At 38.0% G+C, this 20789-nt stretch carries 10 protein-coding genes; all 10 read right to left on the bottom strand.

Annotation, left to right across the window (positions count from 1 at the left end):
* Entirely contained in the window at positions 1–1284 is a 1284-nt protein-coding gene (locus C3K47_RS19520; RefSeq protein ID WP_165784673.1) for a GmrSD restriction endonuclease domain-containing protein, read from the bottom strand.
* 4 nt (positions 1285–1288) lie between these two features.
* Complete coding sequence (locus C3K47_RS10540) at positions 1289–3091, bottom strand: DUF262 domain-containing protein (protein ID WP_103789085.1); 1803 nt, start codon at positions 3089–3091, stop codon at positions 1289–1291.
* Positions 3092–3155: 64 nt separating this feature from the next.
* Positions 3156–3854, bottom strand: coding sequence for a DUF2441 domain-containing protein (locus C3K47_RS10535; protein ID WP_103789084.1), 699 nt, complete (start codon positions 3852–3854; stop codon positions 3156–3158).
* 77 nt (positions 3855–3931) lie between these two features.
* Positions 3932–5101: a restriction endonuclease subunit S gene (locus tag C3K47_RS19515; protein WP_165784672.1), complete on the bottom strand. Its 1170-nt coding sequence runs from the start codon at positions 5099–5101 to the stop codon at positions 3932–3934.
* Entirely contained in the window at positions 5095–7602 is a 2508-nt protein-coding gene (locus tag C3K47_RS10520) for a type I restriction-modification system subunit M (RefSeq protein ID WP_103789083.1), read from the bottom strand. Before C3K47_RS10520 ends, C3K47_RS19515 begins: the two co-directional genes overlap by 7 nt.
* A 215-nt stretch (positions 7603–7817) precedes the next feature.
* Entirely contained in the window at positions 7818–8516 is a 699-nt protein-coding gene (locus tag C3K47_RS10515) for an endonuclease/exonuclease/phosphatase family protein (protein WP_103789082.1), read from the bottom strand.
* An 83-nt stretch (positions 8517–8599) separates the two neighbouring features.
* The gene (locus C3K47_RS10510; RefSeq protein WP_103789081.1) at positions 8600–9409 is read right to left on the bottom strand and encodes an endonuclease/exonuclease/phosphatase family protein; all 810 of its coding nucleotides are present in this window, start codon (positions 9407–9409) and stop codon (positions 8600–8602) included.
* A 382-nt stretch (positions 9410–9791) separates the two neighbouring features.
* Positions 9792–10784 carry a hypothetical protein gene (locus C3K47_RS10505; protein ID WP_103789080.1) on the bottom strand — a complete coding sequence of 331 codons (993 nt, stop codon included), beginning with the start codon at positions 10782–10784 and terminating at the stop codon, positions 9792–9794.
* An 81-nt stretch (positions 10785–10865) separates the two neighbouring features.
* The gene (locus tag C3K47_RS10500) at positions 10866–11879 is read right to left on the bottom strand and encodes a PorP/SprF family type IX secretion system membrane protein (protein WP_103789079.1); all 1014 of its coding nucleotides are present in this window, start codon (positions 11877–11879) and stop codon (positions 10866–10868) included.
* A 3-nt stretch (positions 11880–11882) separates the two neighbouring features.
* Entirely contained in the window at positions 11883–20735 is an 8853-nt protein-coding gene (locus tag C3K47_RS10495) for a PKD domain-containing protein (RefSeq protein ID WP_103789078.1), read from the bottom strand.
* Between the last annotated feature and the right edge of the window lie 54 nt (positions 20736–20789).

Raw genomic sequence — 20789 nt, 5'->3', positions numbered from 1 at the left:
CTAAAACTGATATACATTTTCATCGGCTATAAGGGTTTGAATAGATGAAATCAATCTTGGCCATTCACGACGAGAGTTGTCTTCCGTATTAACTATCAAGTTGCGTACAACACGCACAAAATCCTCTAAATTATCTGTGGGCTTTTGGGCTTCGCAATATTTCAACGTACTAAATAGAATAATTGATTTGTCAATATCCTTGTTCCCTCCGATAATATCCTTCAAAATTTCTTTTATTGAAATCTGCTTATCCTTTACTCCCCATAGCAAATCAAAGTTTATTTGCTTGAGCGCAGAAATGTGATCAAGTGAAAAAATTAAAAACCTCAAATTATCTTCATTTGAATAGATGCTATTTAAAACTTTGAAATTCAAAAAATCTGATTCATAGGGTATAGCAGATCTGAATGGCGCATCTTTATAATACAACATTTCCGTAATGAAATGCAGGTATCTCATAAATGGGTCATCAATAACGTATACTCCATCAGTTCTATAGTCCCATAAATTCTCAACCCATTCATATTCAATTTTGTCTTTTACAACTTCGAGCATTGAATGATTGTAGCGGATGATTTTAAAGAATTCTGATTTAAAGTTTTCGAAATCAGTAAGCATTTTCCCCCTTGCATTCATCCTGATATATAAGCTCTCAGTAAGACCAAATTGCTCCAGATCTGTAAAGTAAAATGAAATCAATTTAGATTCTTTATCAAGCAACCTATCAACAAACTCTTGACTAGAGGAAGCTAACAATTCGTTGCTTGCAAATGTGTCAAGTATTTTAAGCATACCAGCAACAGTAGGGTCATTATGCCATTCATTGTTAAACCAAACTGCATCTTCGATTTCATTTTTTATTTTACGAATATCTTCGACTCCTTCCAGGTTTATCAGATATCGACAAAAATCGTGAGCTGACGGACGAGTTTCGTAAGCAAATTTGCTAAGTATTGGTCTTAATTCACCTAATCTCCCTTCTTTAATTCCCACAAAAAGGTGTAAAAGAAATAGAGTTGTCAGACGTTGCTGACCATCTAAGGGAATAAAAGTTTTTAACTTTACCTCATCTTTAATTTCTGTTAAGATAGAACCATACACAAAGTCAAGTTCTACAGAATTATTTGTTACAACAGATGGAATCAGAAAATCATCTATAAAATTCTTCCTAATTCGCTTAACATCATCAGTTCCCCTTCCCTGAGCATAATCTCTCTGAATAATTGGAATCTCAACCTTGTTATAGGTTTCACAAAGTTCTAGAAATGTGTACTTATGATTCATAGTATTATGTTGTAGGGGTTAAGTATGGATGAAGCTTTTTCTTTATATCATTCACATAATTCTCTTTATCTGCCTTACTCCAAAAAAATGGCTGCAAATCATTATCACTATAATATTTTAGAAAAACATTTTTAGTGGCTGGAGGGATAAATTGCTGTTCCTTATCAAAACCAATAATCTTACGCCTCTTTACGGCAAAAATGGCATTATTCAATGACGAATTTTGTTTGAAAGAAAGCAAAGCCAAATTGTCTAAAATGTGAATAGACTTTGAGTCAAACTTTTCAATTACACGAAGTTTTAGTTCATTGAACGCATTAAAATCAATGCTTTGGGATTGTCTCATTTCATTTACTTCATTAGCTAAAACTTCAACTGAATTCTCAAATTCATTAGCTAAAGCGTCAGCCTCAAAATCAGTTTCCTTTATATCCTTAATAGATTTATAAGTTTCATCCAGCCATTTGCGTATGGCTTTTTCTTCTTTCATTTCTTTAGTTTGCTGGGCGTGTATATGCTCAATGCTCCAACCACCATCTAATTCAACTTTTTTATATTGCTCAAAAGAAAAACGGTTTGATCCGTTTTGTTCTGCATTCATAACCGACAGGATATTATGCAACAGGAAAACTTGTTTGAGTTCGTGTGTATGTTTTTCGTAATTGATATCATCCAGATTAATTCCTCTGATCTTTTCCTTCACCTCCTCAATCGCCCACTTTTTAAATGCAGATTTATTAACATTGGCATTGTCTATACACGACTTAACAGTTTCCAATGGTTTTTTTTCAAAAATGAATTTGAATCCCAAATGATGATATAATGTATCATCTTTAAACCAGTATTTGAGTTTACCGAAATATTCTTTTGTAGTTTTCCAAAGGTTTTCGGCTTTGATTTTTTCCACTGAAGGATCAGTTGCTTTAATTTCCTTTTCGAACCATAAGTAAGTAGAATAACGTTTGTCTGAATTGCTTGCAATTAATTTGAAGATAAATTCAATAGTAGAGGAAGTTTCTTCGAGAGGACTGTTATTTAAAAAGTACCAGAATTCCTCATTTCTCAGCTCCTGTTCCATTCTATGCCATTCGGCAGACATTTCCGACTGACGCAAGATCGCTTCCCGATCGCTAAGTCCGTGTTTAATTTTTGATAACAACAAAGCACGGATCAATTCCGCATCTGTCAATGGAATCTTGCCAATATTCAGGCGATTAAAAATATCTATCTTCCTGTTTTCTCTTTCATTTTCGTCTTCTATATCAGCTAACTCTTCTATCTGATACCAAATAATTTCAACCCATTTTGTCAATTTAGAATTGAATTCATCGATAAAGCCAACATCATTTTCCGTCTTTTTTTCGAACCATTTCTTTGTTTCTTTATAAGCCTTGCTCATAAAGTGAAAATCAGGATTTTCGTCGCTGTAATGATCTTCTGATAGTTTTTCAAGGAAATCATTGCTTTTGTCCCGCTTTTCGAAAATGATTTGGTATTTGGGTTTATTCAGATATTTAAAAATGATAAACAAAGTGGTTAAGCGTTGTTGGCCATCAATCACTTCCCAAATATTGTCTCCATTATGGTCTTTTCCTGGTACAACAACAATAGGTTGCAGACAATATTTCTTTTCGTCTGACTGCATAAAATTGAATATATCATCCAACAAAGCAGTTACATTCTCTTCATCCCACCGATAGCCGCGCTGATAATAGGGTATCAGATAATGCTCGATTCTTGTACTTCGCTTGGGTGTATGTTCGTTTAATATTATTTTTCCAATTGGCTTTGATTCTATTATATTCATAAGTATTTGTTTCTTTTTTATTTTCCTACACCAACCTCACTCTCCCCGACAACAATTTCTATTGTTAATTGGTAAATTGAAATTTGCCTTGAAAAACAGTTTCAATAATTGGATCACCCGATTTTTCACCTTTCCAATATTGTCGGATTAACTCCATCAACTGATCCCTCGAAATACTATTGTTTATAGTATCCATAATATTCATGTCCCCCTTAAATACCTTTTCGGTTTCTAGTAATTCGACATTTCTTGCTTGACCAATACCATCACGATGGCTTGTTAAAAAATAATTGCAATTTTCTAAGGTGTCAAAAAAGAATGTTGAAGCATACCGGCTGGGTAAGTGGTTGAATTCCTCCTGTCTTACTTTCTCGTAGAAATACTCCCAAAGAATAGTTCCATTGTCGAACCAGATGAACTGGTTTTCTTCATCAAAGCTTTGGAGAAATTCATCAAGAAGATCTAAAGGAATATAGAACCCCAGATGCTGTGGATTTTGGGTAAGTTTAAAAATATCAATAAAATCGCCTTTAATGCAGGCGTTTAAATTTTGAAGGTAATCTCCACCTGAAGTATAAATTTGATTATTCACAGACACTAAAAAATCAACAGGGATGTTTATTTTATCCATGATACTACCATAGACTTCGAGAAAATGATCATAATAATTCGTTTCAAGATTTTTTCCATAGTTAAACTCAGTAGTATCAACTATTTTTTGTTCTGTTGGTAAAAATTCAACACGGTATAACGCTGTATTCATCCTATAATTATAATTATGACTTTGTAAACCTACACCTCAACACCGCCAAACAGTGTCGCTAAAATTCTAAATATTTCCTACACCAACCTCACTCTCCCCGTCAACAACTCCTGCATCATGCCTTGTTTAATTTGGCGGGCTTTTGCCAATTGGTTTTCCAGGGCTTCCAGCTCGGCATCCATATCCGATAAAATAGTAGCAATTCGGGTTTGCACGGTGAGGGATGGAATTATAAGCTCAACACTACTTACTAATTCTTTATTTAAGTTCAAAACACTGCTTCCTGCTGCTTTACTTTTATACTGATCCAAAATATATTTTGAAGTCAATAAATAGTATAAGAATTCTGTTTCGAAACTTGCTTGATAGTTTTGTAAAACGAGCCAACCATCGTGAATACAACCCTCTATTTTTAAAATATATGGTCGTCCGAAACTCATAGAGTTTGACAAGAGAAAATCTCCAGGAAATACTCGCCTTGAATTCTTTTCTCCTTCAGCGATAATCTTTTCATTTGCTGAAACAATGAACTTACCGGAAGCTGATGTATCACCAATTTTAATCCAGTTTAATCCATCTGATTTATCAGTAAGGTAATCCTGAATTGGACGTGGCGAACCGCCTCTATAAACATTAATTACCTCCCCCAACTTCTTCACTTCCCACCCATCCTTCGGCGTGAGCAATTGCTGCATAGCGCCTTGTTTGATGAGGCGTTTTTTGACGATGAGTTTTTCCAGGCTTTCTATCCAGGCATCGGCATCACTCAAGGCTTCCGCTATGGCTTGCTGTTCGGGTAAGGGAGGAAGGGGGATTTTTGTGTCATGCACATCATTTCTATTCAGAGTTGGTACTCCAGAACCGCTAGAAAATTTATTAAAGTCAAGATACTTGTACAGAAAATAAATAAATTTCGGATTGACGTCATTAAATTCTGTTACAAATAACGACGTATTATGCGGCCAAAAATTTTCATCGATATAAAAAACCTTTCCGATAGTCCCCGACCTTCCCGTAACAATTCCAGGCCCCTTAACCATAAATCGATTGTGGAATCTATTTATTCCGTTAGAGAAAACTACAGGAAAAGGACCTTCTTGAATTCTCGTAATTGGCAAATCAAAACCTCTTTGTAACGGTGCCACTTTCTTGATAAACCTTAATTCCCAATCCTCCGGAATCAGCCCAATTTCCGTCTGCTTAAATCCCTTCGACATGCTCAGGGTGACAATATTTTCCTTTACCATAGCAATCCCATTTTTTCAAGGTGCAACTTTACTTTGGTTTCGGCGTCGCTCAGCCTGATGGTCAATTCAGGTAAAGAAGTCGCATAGCGGTCAGCCAGTTCTTTAATACGCTGGGTGAGGTTTTGGCTTTGCTTTTCCTGCTCGCTATTGAGGGCCTGTTGCAGTACGGGCGTCCATTTGTGCTGGATCACCAGCGTTTTTATATCGGCTTCGGTAAGGGTTGGGTATTTTGCCAGCACTTTTTTTTCTAAAGCGGTATTTAAGGTTTTAATTTGGCCATTGGCTTCTTTAACCGCCTCTGCCTGGGCTAGGTACTCTTCCAACACTTCGACTTCGCTTAGCCTCTCGAGTCCGTTTAGACTCTTGACTCCGCTCGACCTCTCGACTCCGCTCGACCTCTCGACTCCGCTCGAGGTGACCGGTTTTTTTTGCTGTTTCAGTAATTTGGTTACTTCAGTGGCGTTTACTTTTTCCAGTTCGGCAAACAGGCCTTCTTCACCACTTTGCTCCTCTTCTATTTCACTCATTCTTGCCGCTGCCTGTTCTGCTGTTTGTTCGGCTTCGCTCATCTCGTTTTTGAGATCGGTAAAATAGACGTCAATCAACAATTGAGGCGTAATCATTCGGCCTTCAATGCCCGTCAGTCCGGCTATTTCCTTATCGGCTGCGGTTTTTCCATCCTTGCCTTTTTTACCTTTGATCACCAACCGGGTATATTCGTTGCCGGCTTTCCAGCCATCTAAGGCAATGCTGTAAAAATCGTCCTGCAGGGTTTCGTTCCAATAAGCCATCAGGTGTTGGTACATAGCGTATTTGCTTACCAACGCATTGTTTTCAAAATGGCTTAGTAAAGATTGTGTAATATGGTCTATGCTTTCTTTGAGAGCAAAACCCCGGTCCAAAACATTCCATTTCTTTTGATGCTCTGCTAACCAGGCATCAAACTCGTGGTGCATTGCTTCGTTAAATCGTACAAATTCCGGATGGTTGAAAATGGTGGTTTTTACCTGTTCTGCGGGAACTTTCAACTCAAAATATCCGTCTCTTGAAGCGGTGAACAATTCGGCTTTCAGTGAAGGGAATAAATCCCAGTAGGCTTGTAAAGAATCCACATCTTTCTGAGGAATGCCTCCTGATAAATGCCCAGCCAGATCCTGCACATCTTCGGTTTCCTGTGTATCAATATAGCGTGGGATATTGAGGTTGTAATCGTTCTTAGAATCAGCAATTTCCGTAATCGACACCATTCGGCTGTATTTGGGTACTTCGGTAAAAGCATCAAACACATCGGTCATCTTGCGGATGTCCTGCTCGCGCAAGCGGTTTTTGTTACCGTCTTTTACAAAGCCTTTGCTGGCATCCACCATAAAAATGCCCTTACGGTGTGCGGCGTTTTCCTTGTCCAACACAATAATACAGGCCGGAATACCCGTACCATAAAACAGGTTGGCCGGTAGACCAATAATGGCTTTGATGTAGCCTTTCTTCAAAATATTTTTACGGATCTCACCTTCGGCATTACCTCGAAAGAGTACCCCATGAGGTAATACCACCGCTGCTTTTCCGGTAGATTTCAGCGATTGCAAGATGTGAAGCAGAAATGCATAATCGCCATTCTTTTCAGGAGGAACACCCAGTTCAAAACGGCCAAATTCATCATTGTCTATATGTACACCATTGCTCCAACTTTTTAACGAAAAAGGCGGATTGGCTACCACATAATCGAATTTCTTCAGGCTGCCGTTATCTTCTTTATAAAATGGTCTTGATAGTGTATTATCTGCAATAATGGTAGCGGTCTCAGCACCGTGCAGGATCATATTCATATGGGCAAGGTTGGCCGTGGTGGTTTCTTTTTCCTGCCCGTAGAGGTCGATATTTTTGCCGGCCTCATTCATCACCTTCAACAGCAGCGAGCCCGAACCACAGGTTGGGTCATAGGCCGTGGTTTGGTGGGAGGAATTATTTTGATTGATACCAATCACTTTTGCCAATACGCGCGACACCTCTGCCGGTGTATAAAATTGTCCTTTAGATTTACCCGATTCAGTGGCGAAATGGCGCATCAGGTATTCGTAGGCATCGCCCAGGATATCGTCGCCTTCGGCAGAATTGCCGGAAAAATCCAGGCTTGGATCGTTGAAGATACGCACCAGGTTAGACACCGTATCTACCAGATCCTTTCCTTTCCCCAGTTTGGATTCGTCGTTAAAATCCGGGAATTCATTCAGTTTATTGGCTTCCTTGATCGGGTTCAGGATTTGCTTGTTGACTTTATCGCCAATCTCCGAATTACCAATCAGGTTCACCATGTCATCAAAACTCGCCCCTTCGGGAACGGTAATGGCCGCATATGGATTGCCCTTGTATTTATCTGAAATGTACTTTACAAATAATAATGTGAGTACATAATCTTTGTATTGGGAGGCATCCATCCCGCCTCTTAGTTCATCACAGCTTGCCCAAAGTGAGCTATATAATTCTGATTTTTTTATGGCCATAAGGTTTTGTCTTGTTCTATTGATCTATAATCAATTTTTACGTCGGTAAAGATACTTTGATATAACTTAAAACGTTATTTGCCCATTGGCAAAAAACCACTATTTGAGCTTTGCCACTTCAAATAACCAGTTGCGAATATATCTCAAATAGCTATTTTTCTGCAAGCTCAAATTTAATAAACAACCTAATTTATTAGTGGCACAGATTGCTTGTACTAATATTCTAACTCCAAAAGCATCATAGAATGATCGCTGATCTTTTCTTCACGGTAGGAATGGATGTAATTACAATCTATAACCTTATTTAATAATTCATCGTGAATAAAGAAATGATCGATCCTAAAGCCGTTATTAAAATTGCTATACCAGGAATATTCCCTTTTATCTTTGTGCATATGTCGCCATGCATCGGTTAAACCAATACCTTCAAACTTGTTAAGATATTGTGCGTGGTAGAACGTTTTACCTGTTTCATCAATACTGTGTTTGCCCGTATTAATGTCTCCGGTAATAATGATTTTCTGATCTTTATTAGCATCAATCTGACTTAACAGGAAGTCAAAAACATGCTTCTTTTCATTTTGCTGAGGGAAATAACAACCGTAAATTGCCAATTTTTCATTCTCTATTTTTATCACCCTTTGCGCATGATCCCCCAATTCGGAAAAATAGGAAACCTTACAAGATTCTTTTGCTGAAATTAATACGGTATTCTTAGTTGATTCTATTTCCGGCGAAAAGTTATTGATGAAACCTAATTCATTAAGCAAGGCTTTTATCTTAAAACCGTTGTCATTGTTGCGAAATTCCGTCAAAACGAAGATATCAGCGTCCGAATGGAGTTTAAGCGTATTAAGGATATTGGAAATTCTTTTCCCTCCCCCATGTTTAATGTTCCAGGTAATAATTTTCATTTATTAAGTTTATTGTTAGATTAAAATTTAGAAGGACTGTGTACGTGCAAAAACAGCAAAAAAAATAACAATCAAGCCTTGATCTAGATTAATTCAAATTGAAAATAAATGGGTATATGATCAGATATACATTTCGCTTCTTTAAGAGTTAGAAAGCTTTTATAAAAATGAACTACACCGGAACTTACAAAGGTGATCTTTGAGGTTCTGTAAAAGATATTATCATATTCCGATGCCAATCCATCATTGTTAATGATTTTTTGTCGTAAAGATGTTTTTTGACCCGTAAAAATAGGTTTAAAACCCATGGACTTTAATGGATTAAAAACGCTATGGGATTCAGGCGCATTAAAGTCACCGCAAAAAATCAAGTTTTTATCAGGATATTCTAACGGTAGAAACTTAAAATATTTAATCTCCCTTTCCGGCTGTTTGGATTTTGTTATAGCATGAAAGTTTACTAACGTAAATACTTTTCCATTATACTTAAAAGTAGCATAGTAGGGTTCGCGATCAATTTCCAGATGATATTTTTTTTCGAGCCAAGCATTTCCATTTTTTGTGACTCTACTTGTTTTCCATATATAAGCGTAACGCTCGGTTTTATATGCGCTACTTGAGGTTGGGTCACTAATAGTATAATCCCATTTCGAACCTTTCCTATTCAATATGTCACTTAGTCGTGCAACTGTTTGTGCACCACCATCTCCAGCAACTACTTCCTGAATGGCAATAATATCGTACTTATTAATTGTATTAGCTATGTATTCTAATTCAGTATCATTTTTTGATTTACCAAAATCTTTTAAGTTCCATGAACAGATAGTAAGACTTTTTTGGGCGGAAGCTGAATAGAAAAAAAATATGAAGATGATCTTTACAATAAATTTCATCTGTGGAAGTGGTTTTTAATTTAAATGGTCAGATAATTAATTTCAGAGTTGTAACAAGTGGATATTAATGTATTCAGAGTCATCAAGTGTTTAAATATTTAATTACTGGCTTTTAAATTAAAAAGTTTAACTTGGTCTTATAGGACAGAAAGAAAGTTTAAATTATTCAGCAAAATATAATTTGAACATATTAACCAGCTTGCACTTATATTTAATTGTTCTCCCAAAGACTTTCTTCCTGAATCGATTCATTAATTCTTGCTCCAGTCCTTCATTTTTATTCGCTAACTTCAATAAGCGTAAGTATTTTTTTAGTAGGATTCCCGACATAATACTTTTTAAAATGCTCCTGGTTTTAAAAAATCTTAATATAGATCATTCATTATTTAATCTTACCCTCATTAATAGCATCTTGTAATTCATGAAACTCTATTGGATGCTCGTGCAATTCAACCGTTTTTGCAATCCTCTCTAAGAATTGTGTAGTTGGAAGGACCTCAGAGGCACTTCCAATAGGAACGATACATCTTAACAAATGACCAAAACATACTGAGTTTAAATTATAATTCTTAATTATTTTAGTAGAATTACTATCCAAGTCGTTATTAGTTTTCAAGTCGGGCACGTCATAACTCCATAATAAATAGATTTTATTGTTAATGGTTTTAAACTCGTGGGAACTTTTGACCTTAGTTTTAAACTGATCTTCTATGTATGATAATTCCCATCCCATATAATTAAGCAACAAATTCTTCTCTGGATCAGTAGATTTTTGCGGAATACTTTTATCGAGTTCATACATTATAGTACTGCAATCGAAACCTTTATTATCTATCATAAGTAAGGTTTCGCCAATTGTTCTTATATCGAGCCCTTCAGCTTTCAACGTTATGGAATGCTCCGCATTGGTATAAGCCAGTAAAACCCCTGATTCAGTTTTCAAAACAGCTCGAGTAAAATCTGGATTTTGCTTAGTGAGGGGTGTTGATTCAAAATAGTAAAAAGGATATCCGTTTTCTTTTTTTGAATACGAAATGTCGATAACAGCTACTTCTGAGATACCTCTCCACTTATTATCCTCCAATTTCATTGCATTTTTATTTATAGATGTTAGTAATAGCTCTTCAGCTTCTATACTCATTGGATAAATTCCGCATGCAACACAAATATTATTTTTGATAACATAAATTACACGAGATTTTTTCAGATCTGCACTAACAAGTTCAGTCCCATCTTCCGACTTCTCAATGCTTATATCTGCTTGTGCTCTTTTAAGTTTTTCTAAAAGAAAATCTTTCTTAACGTTTAAAAAGGCTTGAGATTTTGCGTATTGGCAAAAAAACAAGAATAGAATAATAATTGACAGTTTTTTCATAATAAACTTTGATCTATTATAGGTTAGCTATTACAAATAGTGTTGTTAAAATGCAGTTGAAAGAAATACGGTAATTTAATGCTAATAAAAGTCATAACAATTCCTTGAGGTATCAAAACGCCGTCTTGAATTATCATGATTTGGCAAATCTGTTTCCATTAAAAAGCTAGCTTCGGTTGTTCCTGCAGTATTGGCATATTTCACTTTAGACAAAGTAGCATCATGACTTAAACCTAAACGTACCTTGTTTCGACCTGGAAACAAATCAAAAATGGCGGATATTACCATCGCATCACTGTTATCAAACCCTTTACCTCTATACCATAATCCTACGTTTACATTTTTGTGTTTGTATTGGAAGCCGGCGCTAATGGACTGAAACTTGGTTTGTTTATAAAAGACCACTGAGGGGATAATTTCTGGGCTGTCATCAAAATAAGAATTCAATGGCAAAATAAAACTTGCATGAACTATTGAACGTATGGGCAAGTTAGAAGAGGAAACGCCTGTTAATGACTCATCAGGTTTATTAAGATGTTGCAAATTGGCTCCAATCATAAAGTTTTTATACACCAGGTTAGAACCTGCGCCTATATCAAAATATAATTTATTCTCATTTACTGGGGGGGTAGCACCAGATGCTATGCCAGGCAAAATACCTGTAATAGCATCCAATTGATCAGCAAAAACCAGTTTACTCCAGTTGATTGCTCTATTGGCTACGCCTGTTTGGAGCCCAAATGAAAACACCAGGTCATCAGAACCCACGCTGTACGAAAACGTTGCCGCCAAATTATTCTTGGTTAATAATCCATAGCCTTCCACCGAACGGGTAGCCATTAGTCCGATTCCTCCGCCAAAGTCGGGCACCTTATAATCGGCAGAAAAAGTAAATGACGACAGGCTTCCCGCTAAGGCACTCCACTGATTCCGGCATGTCAACCCAAACCGTAAATCACCTTCAAACTGTCCGGTTAATGAGGGATTAAGATAAATAGGCGAATTAAAAAACTGTGAATAGTTATGATCCTGGGCTTGTAACCATTGGGGTATGATTAAAAGTACGGTAACTAATATTTTATATCCTAATTTCATACGCTATCGAATTAAATGAACTGTACCTGTCCTTTTCTTGGCTCCCTTCTCATACTGCATACCTTCCCACTCGGTTCCATTAATAAACTTGGCCGAAATATCCCATATATAAACATCCTGAGGCAATTGTTTACCATTAAACGATCCATCCCAGCCATCAGCCGGGCACCCATCTTCAATCCTTGTAGTTTCAAAAATAAGTTCACCCCAGGTATTAAATATTCTTAACCTGTATTCTTTTAAACCAACTCCTTTAGGCATAAAAGATCGCAATTCATTTCTGATACTGCCCGGTTGGAAAGCATTAGGCACATACAGCGTTCCAGGTACTCCTTCAATGGTCACATTGCGAACCATAGTATCTAGACACCCCACTGAAGATTTCACAATTAGTCGTACGCTGTACGTTCCTACTTCGGTGTAGGTATGCTTCGGATCTTTCTCTATTGAGGATTTGCCATCACCAAACGCCCATTGATAGGTTAGACCTTCCCCTTCACTCTTATCTGCGAAGTCAAAAGTATAATCAGGAATCTTAATCACTTCATCAGGCTTCACCTCAAAGTCGGCTTTGGGAGCCGGATAAACATTTATATAGGCAATTTCCGTAAACTCATCCTGACAGCCAAATTCGCCAATAGCTGTTAGTTTTACATTATAGGCCGATTTATTAGAAGTATACGTATGTTTCGGATTTTTCTCCCCCGAGAAACTACCATCCCCAAAATCCCAAATAAACTTAGTCGCATTAATCGACTGATTTGCAAAGGTTACCGTAGCCGAAACACATGATGCGCGATTATCGGCAATAAAGGCGGCCTTTGGTTTATCGACAACTTTTACATATTGAACTGATGTTGCTGTACAAAATCCGTTATCGGCTGATAACTTAACTTCATAAATTCCGGCTTTAACAAATACGTGAACAGGGTCTTTTACCGTCGAAACGGCACTTCCATCACCAAAATCCCAGCTATAACCTGATGCCCCACTCGATTGGTTACTGAAATTAACCTTTAACATCCCATTACAGCTTACGCTTTCATCCATAATAAAGCCAACCGTAGGCATGGGCCGGGTTTTAAACTTCCTGGTAATTTCAGATGGCAGACAGTCCCACTGATTCTTTGCAATCATTTTTACGGTTATCTCTGACTCAGGATCCTTTACAACAATATTTGTAGGATTCCTCTCGGTACTTACCAACACATCATTCACATACCATTCAAAGCTATCAGCATATAATGAGGTATTTTCGATAAACGGATTGAACGGAGCGCAGCCTAATAATGCATTTTCCTTGAAAGAAGCCTGTGGAAATGGATTAAACTGGATATCATGTGTAACCTTACCGACACAGCCCAACGGAGAAGAAGCCTCCATTCTAACTTTGAAGATATAAGGTTTTACACCACCAGAAGGAGTATTAAACGTATTAGTTAAATTTTTACCGGTGCTAATTAAAACATCGTTAATAAACCATTTATAAGAAATTGAGCCGCTACCACTATATTTAGTGGTATTTGTAAAGGTTAAACGTGCTGATGTGCCACAAATAAAGGATGCTTCCGGAGTAAAATCGGCTTCCGGGGTTTCAGACACCGTTACAATTTGAGTAGAAGTTTCTTTACACCCCGCAAACGTATAAGCTGTAAGCATGACCGTATAAACTCCGGGCTTGGTAAAAGTATGTTGTGCTATAGCTGCTCCATTGGCCACATTATCGGGAGAGTCAGGATCGCCAAAATCCCAGGTAAAACTATCGGCATTGGCAGGTGTTGTACTCACCACCATATTAAAAGGTGCACAATTTAGCGCTGCTCCATTGTGATTAAAATTAGCTTTAGGTAAAGGAAAAATTTCCAATTCCTGTGTCAACACTCCTTCGCAAACATCTCCAGATGGGTGCGCCATATAGGCCGTCAACGTAACCGTATACTTACCCGGTTGAGCATATTTATGTTTTGGCGCGGCTTCATTTGAGGTTTTACCATCGCCAAAATCCCATTTAAAAGACGTTGCTCCAGTTGAGTTATTCACCATTTCTGCAAAATCGCTCACACAGTAATTGGATTTAACAAATCCAAATAAGGTCTCTGGCTTAGGATATACTACAATGCGCTCAACTGTGATACGATCAGAACAACCATTTGTGGCATATAGCGTCACATCATAGGTGCCCGGACGTGTAAATTCATGAGTTATCAATTCCGGACTAGAGGTTGTTTCTATTTTGGAACCATCGCCAAAATCCCATGAAAATTTATTGGCTCCTTTGGAGTTGTTAGAAAACTTAACGATATGTGGAGCACAACCATCCTTCTCTGGCCCGTTTACGACTAATTCAGCAGTAACCGTATTTGGGTAAACGGTGATCTCATGAGCGGTTTCTTCTTCTCCACATTCATTAACCGCACGCATCTTCATTGTAAAGACCGTGGTTTTAGTTACATCATAGGTATGTTTAACAGGATTCAAATCACTGGTCACTTCAGTAACACCATCGCCGAAATCCCAGTAATAGGTTATTGAACTTCCTTTTGAAGTATTGCTACTGGTGACCTCAAATGGAGCGCAGCCCACAGTTTTATCAGGAGAAAAGACTGAACGCGGAACTGCCCTTACTTTTACATAATCTGTATATTCAATAACCTCACAATCAGTGAATACTTTTAATTTAATGGTATAAACCGTATCGGCATGTGTTGGATTAGGCTTAAACACTACCGGGATTGGTTGTTCACTGGTGGAGGTTTCACCGTTCCCAAAATCCCATATGTATTTTACACCCGACAATGGATCCGTTTCGTTTACAAATGAAACCGTTAATGGACCACATCCCCCATCAGTTGATTTGGTGAACTTAGCTACCGGTGTTTTTACCGTTTTAAACTCAACTGATTTCTCACTGCTCTTACATCCAAATTTACTACCAACCACTAATTTTATAACAACCGTTATACCATTTGAATTAATGGTATAACCTGGAAAAACAGGTCCAATACCAATACTCACCCCATCGGCAAACCACTCATAAGAGCTGTTACGATCGGGATATTCGATAACTTTTAAATTAGTTGCGTCGATAACAAAAGGAATACAACCCAAAGCTTTTGCAACTGTAAAATCGGCTTTTGCATCAGGATTAACGGTAACTGTAATTTCATTACTCATATTAGACTGAGGTCCGGCACAAAATCCAGATGCAACAGAACGCCTGTAACTAGTTGTTTGGGTTAGAGCAGGAGCCTGGTAATCACGACTCTTTGCGCCTACAATATCAACCCATCCTGAACCCGTACTTTCCGACCATTGGTAATCAATGTTACCATCGCCACCGGCTGCATCTTGTCCAACAAATTTGAAAGGGATGTCATCCGTACAAATTATCTGGCTTCCGGAAATTGAATTATTAGCGATTCCCGGCTGAACATTTATCTGCACTAAATTACTTATAGATGAGCAGGCTCCCGAATTAACAATTCTGCGAAAATAGGTCGTGGCGGTAATTACTTTGGATAAATCAACGCCAGTTTCAGCAGTTATATCAGTCCAGAGCATTCCATCTAAACTAGCCTGCCATTTATAAACATAGGCATTGTTTCCACCGGTCGGCAAATCTCCCTGCAATTCAGCCACTTGTCCTGCACAAATTGTGGGGTAAGTCGTATTAATAATATTGATCAATGGCGCCAGGTTTTCGACCATAACAACATCCTCTTTTTCAGGACAAGTTCCATTGCTTATTGTCCATTTAAATTGATACGTTTCTCCGGGCAGCAATCCGGAAACTTTTGTAAAAGGGTTAGCCTCATTTTCAAATACAGCTCTTGTTGCTCCTGACTGCGTCCATTTTCCAACCCCTACCGTTGATACATTAGCTGATAAAGTAGTTTCCGAAGCATTACATAACCGTTGATCAGGTCCCGCATTGGGATCTGTAGCAGCCTGATCGACCGTAATTTTTACGGTATTGGTTTCAAGTATTTCACATGTGCCGCTTTGAACTTGTGCTCTGAAATAGGTTGTTGAAGTTAAATTATTATATGTATAGGTTGTAGAATTCTGGCTCGATACAGTTGTCCATTGATCTGTTCCATTGGGAGATGCTTCCCATTTAATTACCTTACCGGTATGCCCTGTTAACACTACCTGATCGGAATTAGTTCCGGCACAAATGATTTTTGCCCCAGATGCTGTACCTGCAACAGTAGCCGGATCAACTGTAATTTTGATACTTTGAGTTTCTACCGTAAAATTACAGCCCTCCATGGCTCCTTCACTTTCAACTATAACTTTGTAATAAGTAGTAGCATTAAGATTTGTGTAAGAATAGGTATCAATTGTTTCTCCGGGAATCACGGCCCATGTTACTCCATCAGGTGACTGCATCCAAGCTTTAACCTTCCCTACTCGACCTGATAATGTAATATCTCCAGCATTTCCCGAAATACAAACATTGCGGTCCGGACTGGTTAAAATTCCTGCAACAGGCTGTGCAAAAACACGCACAGTAACTTCATCAAATTGAGTCACGCATTTATTTTCCGTGGCATCGTTAATAATGGCCCATCTGAAAATATAATTTCCCGGAATCAACCCAGCAACGGTTGTATTATACTTTGAATCATCAGAAAACACAGCATTAGAACCCACAGGCTGATCAAAAACGGTCCATTTACCGGTTTCAAAAGATCGAATTGCATTCCCCTGCAAGGTGTATTTATTGTTGGATACCGTTTGATCACATAATTTACCATCATTACCGGCATTAGCTACTGTTATTGCAGGACGATTAGTCAATATCATTTCATCAATCGAAGCAGGGCAAGAAGAACCGCCGGTGATTGTCCAAACAAATGTATAAGCTTCATTCGGTAACAGGCCACTCACTTTTGCATTCGGCTTTGTTACATCATCAAAAGTTATTGACTTCCCATTTTTTTCTGTCCATTTTCCGGAACCGCTTGTTACCGTATTGCCTTTTAAGGTATACTCAGTAGCATTACAAAGGATAACGTCTGCCCCCGCATTCGCGACAGTGATCCCGGGTTGAACCGATATGGTAGCAAGGGAAGATAATGCCTCATTACAAGTTCCATTTTTTACAACGGCCCGATATTGAGTTGTGTTAGTTAACCCTGAATAACTTAAGGCTGTTGTAGTATTTGAAGACACAGTACTCCAATTAACTCCATTATTAGTTGAGAACTCCCAACGAACTACTTCACCTATATGGCCTGTCAGGTTAATTGTTCCCGATCCCAGATTAGCACAAACAATATTATCACCACTAAGTAAGCCACCAACAGTTGGTTCATCAACTTTAACTGTAAAAGGTGAGGACATAACTACCGTACTACAACCATCACCTCCCCCCATTGATGCCACTACTGCACGATATTTAGTGGTTAGAGTTAATGCGGGAACAGTTAAACTTCCAACCGTATTATTTATATCTGTTTTTGTATTAAAGTTATCGATCGAACTTTCCCATCTCATTATTTTGCCAACCTCGCCCGACAAGGTCAAAGTAACATCACTGCCTTTACAAATTTGGCTAGCACCGGAAACAGTACCGGCAACAGGCTGTGCAAAAACTTTAATTAACACCTCATCTTTGGAGGAAGCACATCCCGAAACATCGTTCTTTATTTCCCATTGAAGCTTGTAGTCACCAGGGATTAAGCCAGATATGGCAGCATTGAATTTAGTATCATCATTAAATGAAGCATTTGATGAAACCGGCTGTGTTATAATTGTCCATTTACCGGTTTCAAAGACCTGAGGAGCATTCCCCTTTAGAGTATAAGTATTGTTTTGAGAGACGCTGTTATCACACACTTTATCATCTATTCCTGCATTAGCGGTTGTAATTACAGGACGAACCGTAACCATTACATCATCAGAAGTTGAAGAGCAGGATGGAGATGAAATGGTCCATCTAAATATATATTCACCGGGACTTAAATTATTAATTAAGGTGTTATTTGCATTTGGTGATACAATGTTAGCGCCTGTACCTGAAACCATTGTCCATGTACCAGAACCAACACTAGGGTTATTAGCGGTTAATGTAGTTGTAGTAGCATCACTACACAACACCTGATCAGAACCTGCATTAGCAACACTTGGCTTAGGATTCACTGTTATAATAACAGTTTGAGAAGCCCCCCCACAATTTAAAGGGCTTATACCCAATGGCGTTATTACATAAGTTACCGTACCGGGCACGGTTCCTGTATTTGTAAGCATTTGGGGAGCGAATGTACTGACACCAGAACTTTGAGCCGAAAAACCTGTAACTGTACCGGATGATGTCGCCGTCCAGGTATAACTTGTATTTGCAAGATTACTACTTAAGTTAATCACTGTATTCTCACCACTGCAAATTGTAGCATTAGTAGGAGTTGCGGTTACCGCAGGCTTAGGCATAACTGTTATCCGCACATCGAAGGGAACACCGGTACAGGTGGCAGTCTTAGGAGTGATGGTATATTTAACTATTGCATTAACAGTTGCACTTGAATTTATTAACAGATCATTTATCGGCCCACTACCTGATAGCGCAACACCCGTAACAGAGCCTGACTCTACCACCGCTGTCCAGTCAAAGGTGCTGCCTGAAACACTTGCCGTTGGATTATATGCAACCCTTGTTTCGGTACAGATTGATTTTGAAGCAGCGCTTGTTATTGTATTTTGAGGAGAAATGGTTATCGATATCGGGTCAGTAATATTTCCACATGGGCTTGGATTTAAATTTTCAACGACAAGCGTTAATATTACAATTGTACCCGTTTCAGAAACAGCCGGAGTGTAAGTAGGGTTGGCAGCATTTCTGCCTGGAGAAAAAGTTCCTGTTCCTCCTGTCCATGTAATACTTTTTTGAGGACCTCCTACAATACCATTTAGTTGAACAGCCGTGCCTACACAAACACCTTGATCAGGCCCTGCATTTACGGTTACCGGCTCATAAATTCTAATTACTTGTGTTGCATCACGTGAACCACAATCGTTTGTATAAGTGACCTTAACCAAATAATTCTTATTCTCAAGGAATTTAATAATCGGATATTGACTTTGATCGTTAGTTGAATTTTCAAAGCTGAAATTCCCTCCGGTAACTACCCATTTATAAGATTGAGTAGCAGAAAACCCCGATTGGTAAATTGGCTTGTGATTAGCATCTGTGCCAAAATCAATTGTTTTAGGTACATTCTCACAATAGCTTTTAGTGATTGGTAAAGTGACGTTTACAATGTCAAGAACTATAAAAGGAACCTGTTTAATAAAATTTCCGCATGAATTTGTAACCTTTAGTTCTAACTGATATTCACCTGGTATACTAACACTAATTGAAGGCTTTTTGGCTTTAGCGTCATTAATCGTTACTCCAGATGTTATCTGAAATGAACCTGTCTTATCCAAAACTCTCCATGCATAAGTATTCTCTCGACAAGGGCTTGGGTTGGTCTTATTCTCAACATTTAACCCTAAAGGAGCACAACCGGATGTTTTGATAGTAAAGTCGGGAACGGGAGCTGGTTCGATACAGATATCTTTCTCAATTGGCGCAGCAGGACAATCCACAGGTCCTTTAGAAACCAATTTTACTTTATGAGTACCTACAGTAGTAAAAGTATATGAAAATACATCCATAACACTTTTATCCGCAGCTATTCTGACATTATTCACATACCAATCATATTTTAGAGTATTCAAAGTACACCCAAGCGTTCCTGAGTTTGCTTTTTCCCCTAGATAAGATGTATTTCTAAAAGATATTAAAGCGTTTTGACAACCAACTCCAGGATTATCGAAATCATTTTTAGGCATTAATAAAACTTTTGCTGTAGTCCTAACTGCGGTTCCTACATCTCCGCAAAAAGGATTTTGAACCTTGATTTCAATTCCGAAAACATTTAAATCACCACCAGCGCTATTTCCACAAGAAGAATTCAAATATTTGTGAGTTACAAACCCGCTTTTGCTTTTAATATCGCAAAAAGTATAGCTCTCGGTAACAGAACCATTGTCCCCCCATTTAAGATTATAAATATTGCCTGGAAAGTTATTTTGAATTCCATTGATCGAAGTATAATCCACCGCAAACTGCAATACACCAGAATTATCATCGGGAGAAAGACATACTGTATTATCCCCTAAAGTGGTGAATGGAGTTTTATTTTTATTGTTAATCAAAAAGTAAGATTTCGATCCAATAACTCCATTTTTTTCAGCTCTAACAAAAATGGTATAGTGAGCTAACTCGGGTTCAAAAACAACAGAGGATGTAATGAAACTAACATTATGAGTCGAATTGTTCAACTCGTTGGTAAACCGAAGTGTAACATTTGCTTCTGAAGTGGATGCATTGTCAAAATTGACAATAGCTCCATCATAGCCTTCACAAAACCCAAATACATCAGGCAGACTAGGCTTTATGGGACTATCGGATATTATTTTCGCATCAACACCAGGATTTATAATTACTTTAAATACAGACGATTCAGAACTAGTTACCACAGGCGGCAACGTTGACTTAACTCTAAGCTTATAATTTATCCCGGCAGGTTGTCCATTAGGAATAAAACCATTCACGAAGGTTGTGTAAAACCCATTATAGGATCCAATTAACTTTTCATTCGTAAAGCTCCCACTCGCATCCGATAAATAAAGTTCAAATTTATTTCCAATTTGAAAGCAACCACTAACTGTAATAGGCACCGAAATGCTCGATCCATTCCCATAAGGTCCAGGATCAACGGCTCCAATAGTAATTGTTTGAGCTAACGAGCTGGTTGAGAGGAAAAGAAAAAAGGCAAAAAAAAGGAACCTGTAAAAATTATGCATTGGCAATTGTTTTTTTGATTCTATGATTGGTTGTATGCTAACGTTGGTCACTAA

Source organism: Solitalea longa (assembly GCF_002920915.1).
GTDB lineage: Bacteria > Bacteroidota > Bacteroidia > Sphingobacteriales > Sphingobacteriaceae > Solitalea > Solitalea longa.
Note: the sequence above shows the minus strand (reverse complement) of the source record. Positions and strands in the feature narration are given on the sequence as shown.

Excerpts from the sequence above, each read along its gene's own strand:
- C3K47_RS19520 (WP_165784673.1), bottom strand. The coding sequence starts at position 1,284 with ATGAATCATAAGTACACATTTCTAGAACTTTGTGAAACCTATAACAAG.
- C3K47_RS10540 (WP_103789085.1), bottom strand. The coding sequence starts at position 3,091 with ATGAATATAATAGAATCAAAGCCAATTGGAAAAATAATATTAAACGAA.
- C3K47_RS10535 (WP_103789084.1), bottom strand. The coding sequence starts at position 3,854 with ATGAATACAGCGTTATACCGTGTTGAATTTTTACCAACAGAACAAAAA.
- C3K47_RS19515 (WP_165784672.1), bottom strand. The coding sequence starts at position 5,101 with ATGGTAAAGGAAAATATTGTCACCCTGAGCATGTCGAAGGGATTTAAG.
- C3K47_RS10520 (WP_103789083.1), bottom strand. The coding sequence starts at position 7,602 with ATGGCCATAAAAAAATCAGAATTATATAGCTCACTTTGGGCAAGCTGT.
- C3K47_RS10515 (WP_103789082.1), bottom strand. The coding sequence starts at position 8,516 with ATGAAAATTATTACCTGGAACATTAAACATGGGGGAGGGAAAAGAATT.
- C3K47_RS10510 (WP_103789081.1), bottom strand. The coding sequence starts at position 9,409 with ATGAAATTTATTGTAAAGATCATCTTCATATTTTTTTTCTATTCAGCT.
- C3K47_RS10505 (WP_103789080.1), bottom strand. The coding sequence starts at position 10,784 with ATGAAAAAACTGTCAATTATTATTCTATTCTTGTTTTTTTGCCAATAC.
- C3K47_RS10500 (WP_103789079.1), bottom strand. The coding sequence starts at position 11,879 with ATGAAATTAGGATATAAAATATTAGTTACCGTACTTTTAATCATACCC.
- C3K47_RS10495 (WP_103789078.1), bottom strand. The coding sequence starts at position 20,735 with ATGCATAATTTTTACAGGTTCCTTTTTTTTGCCTTTTTTCTTTTCCTC.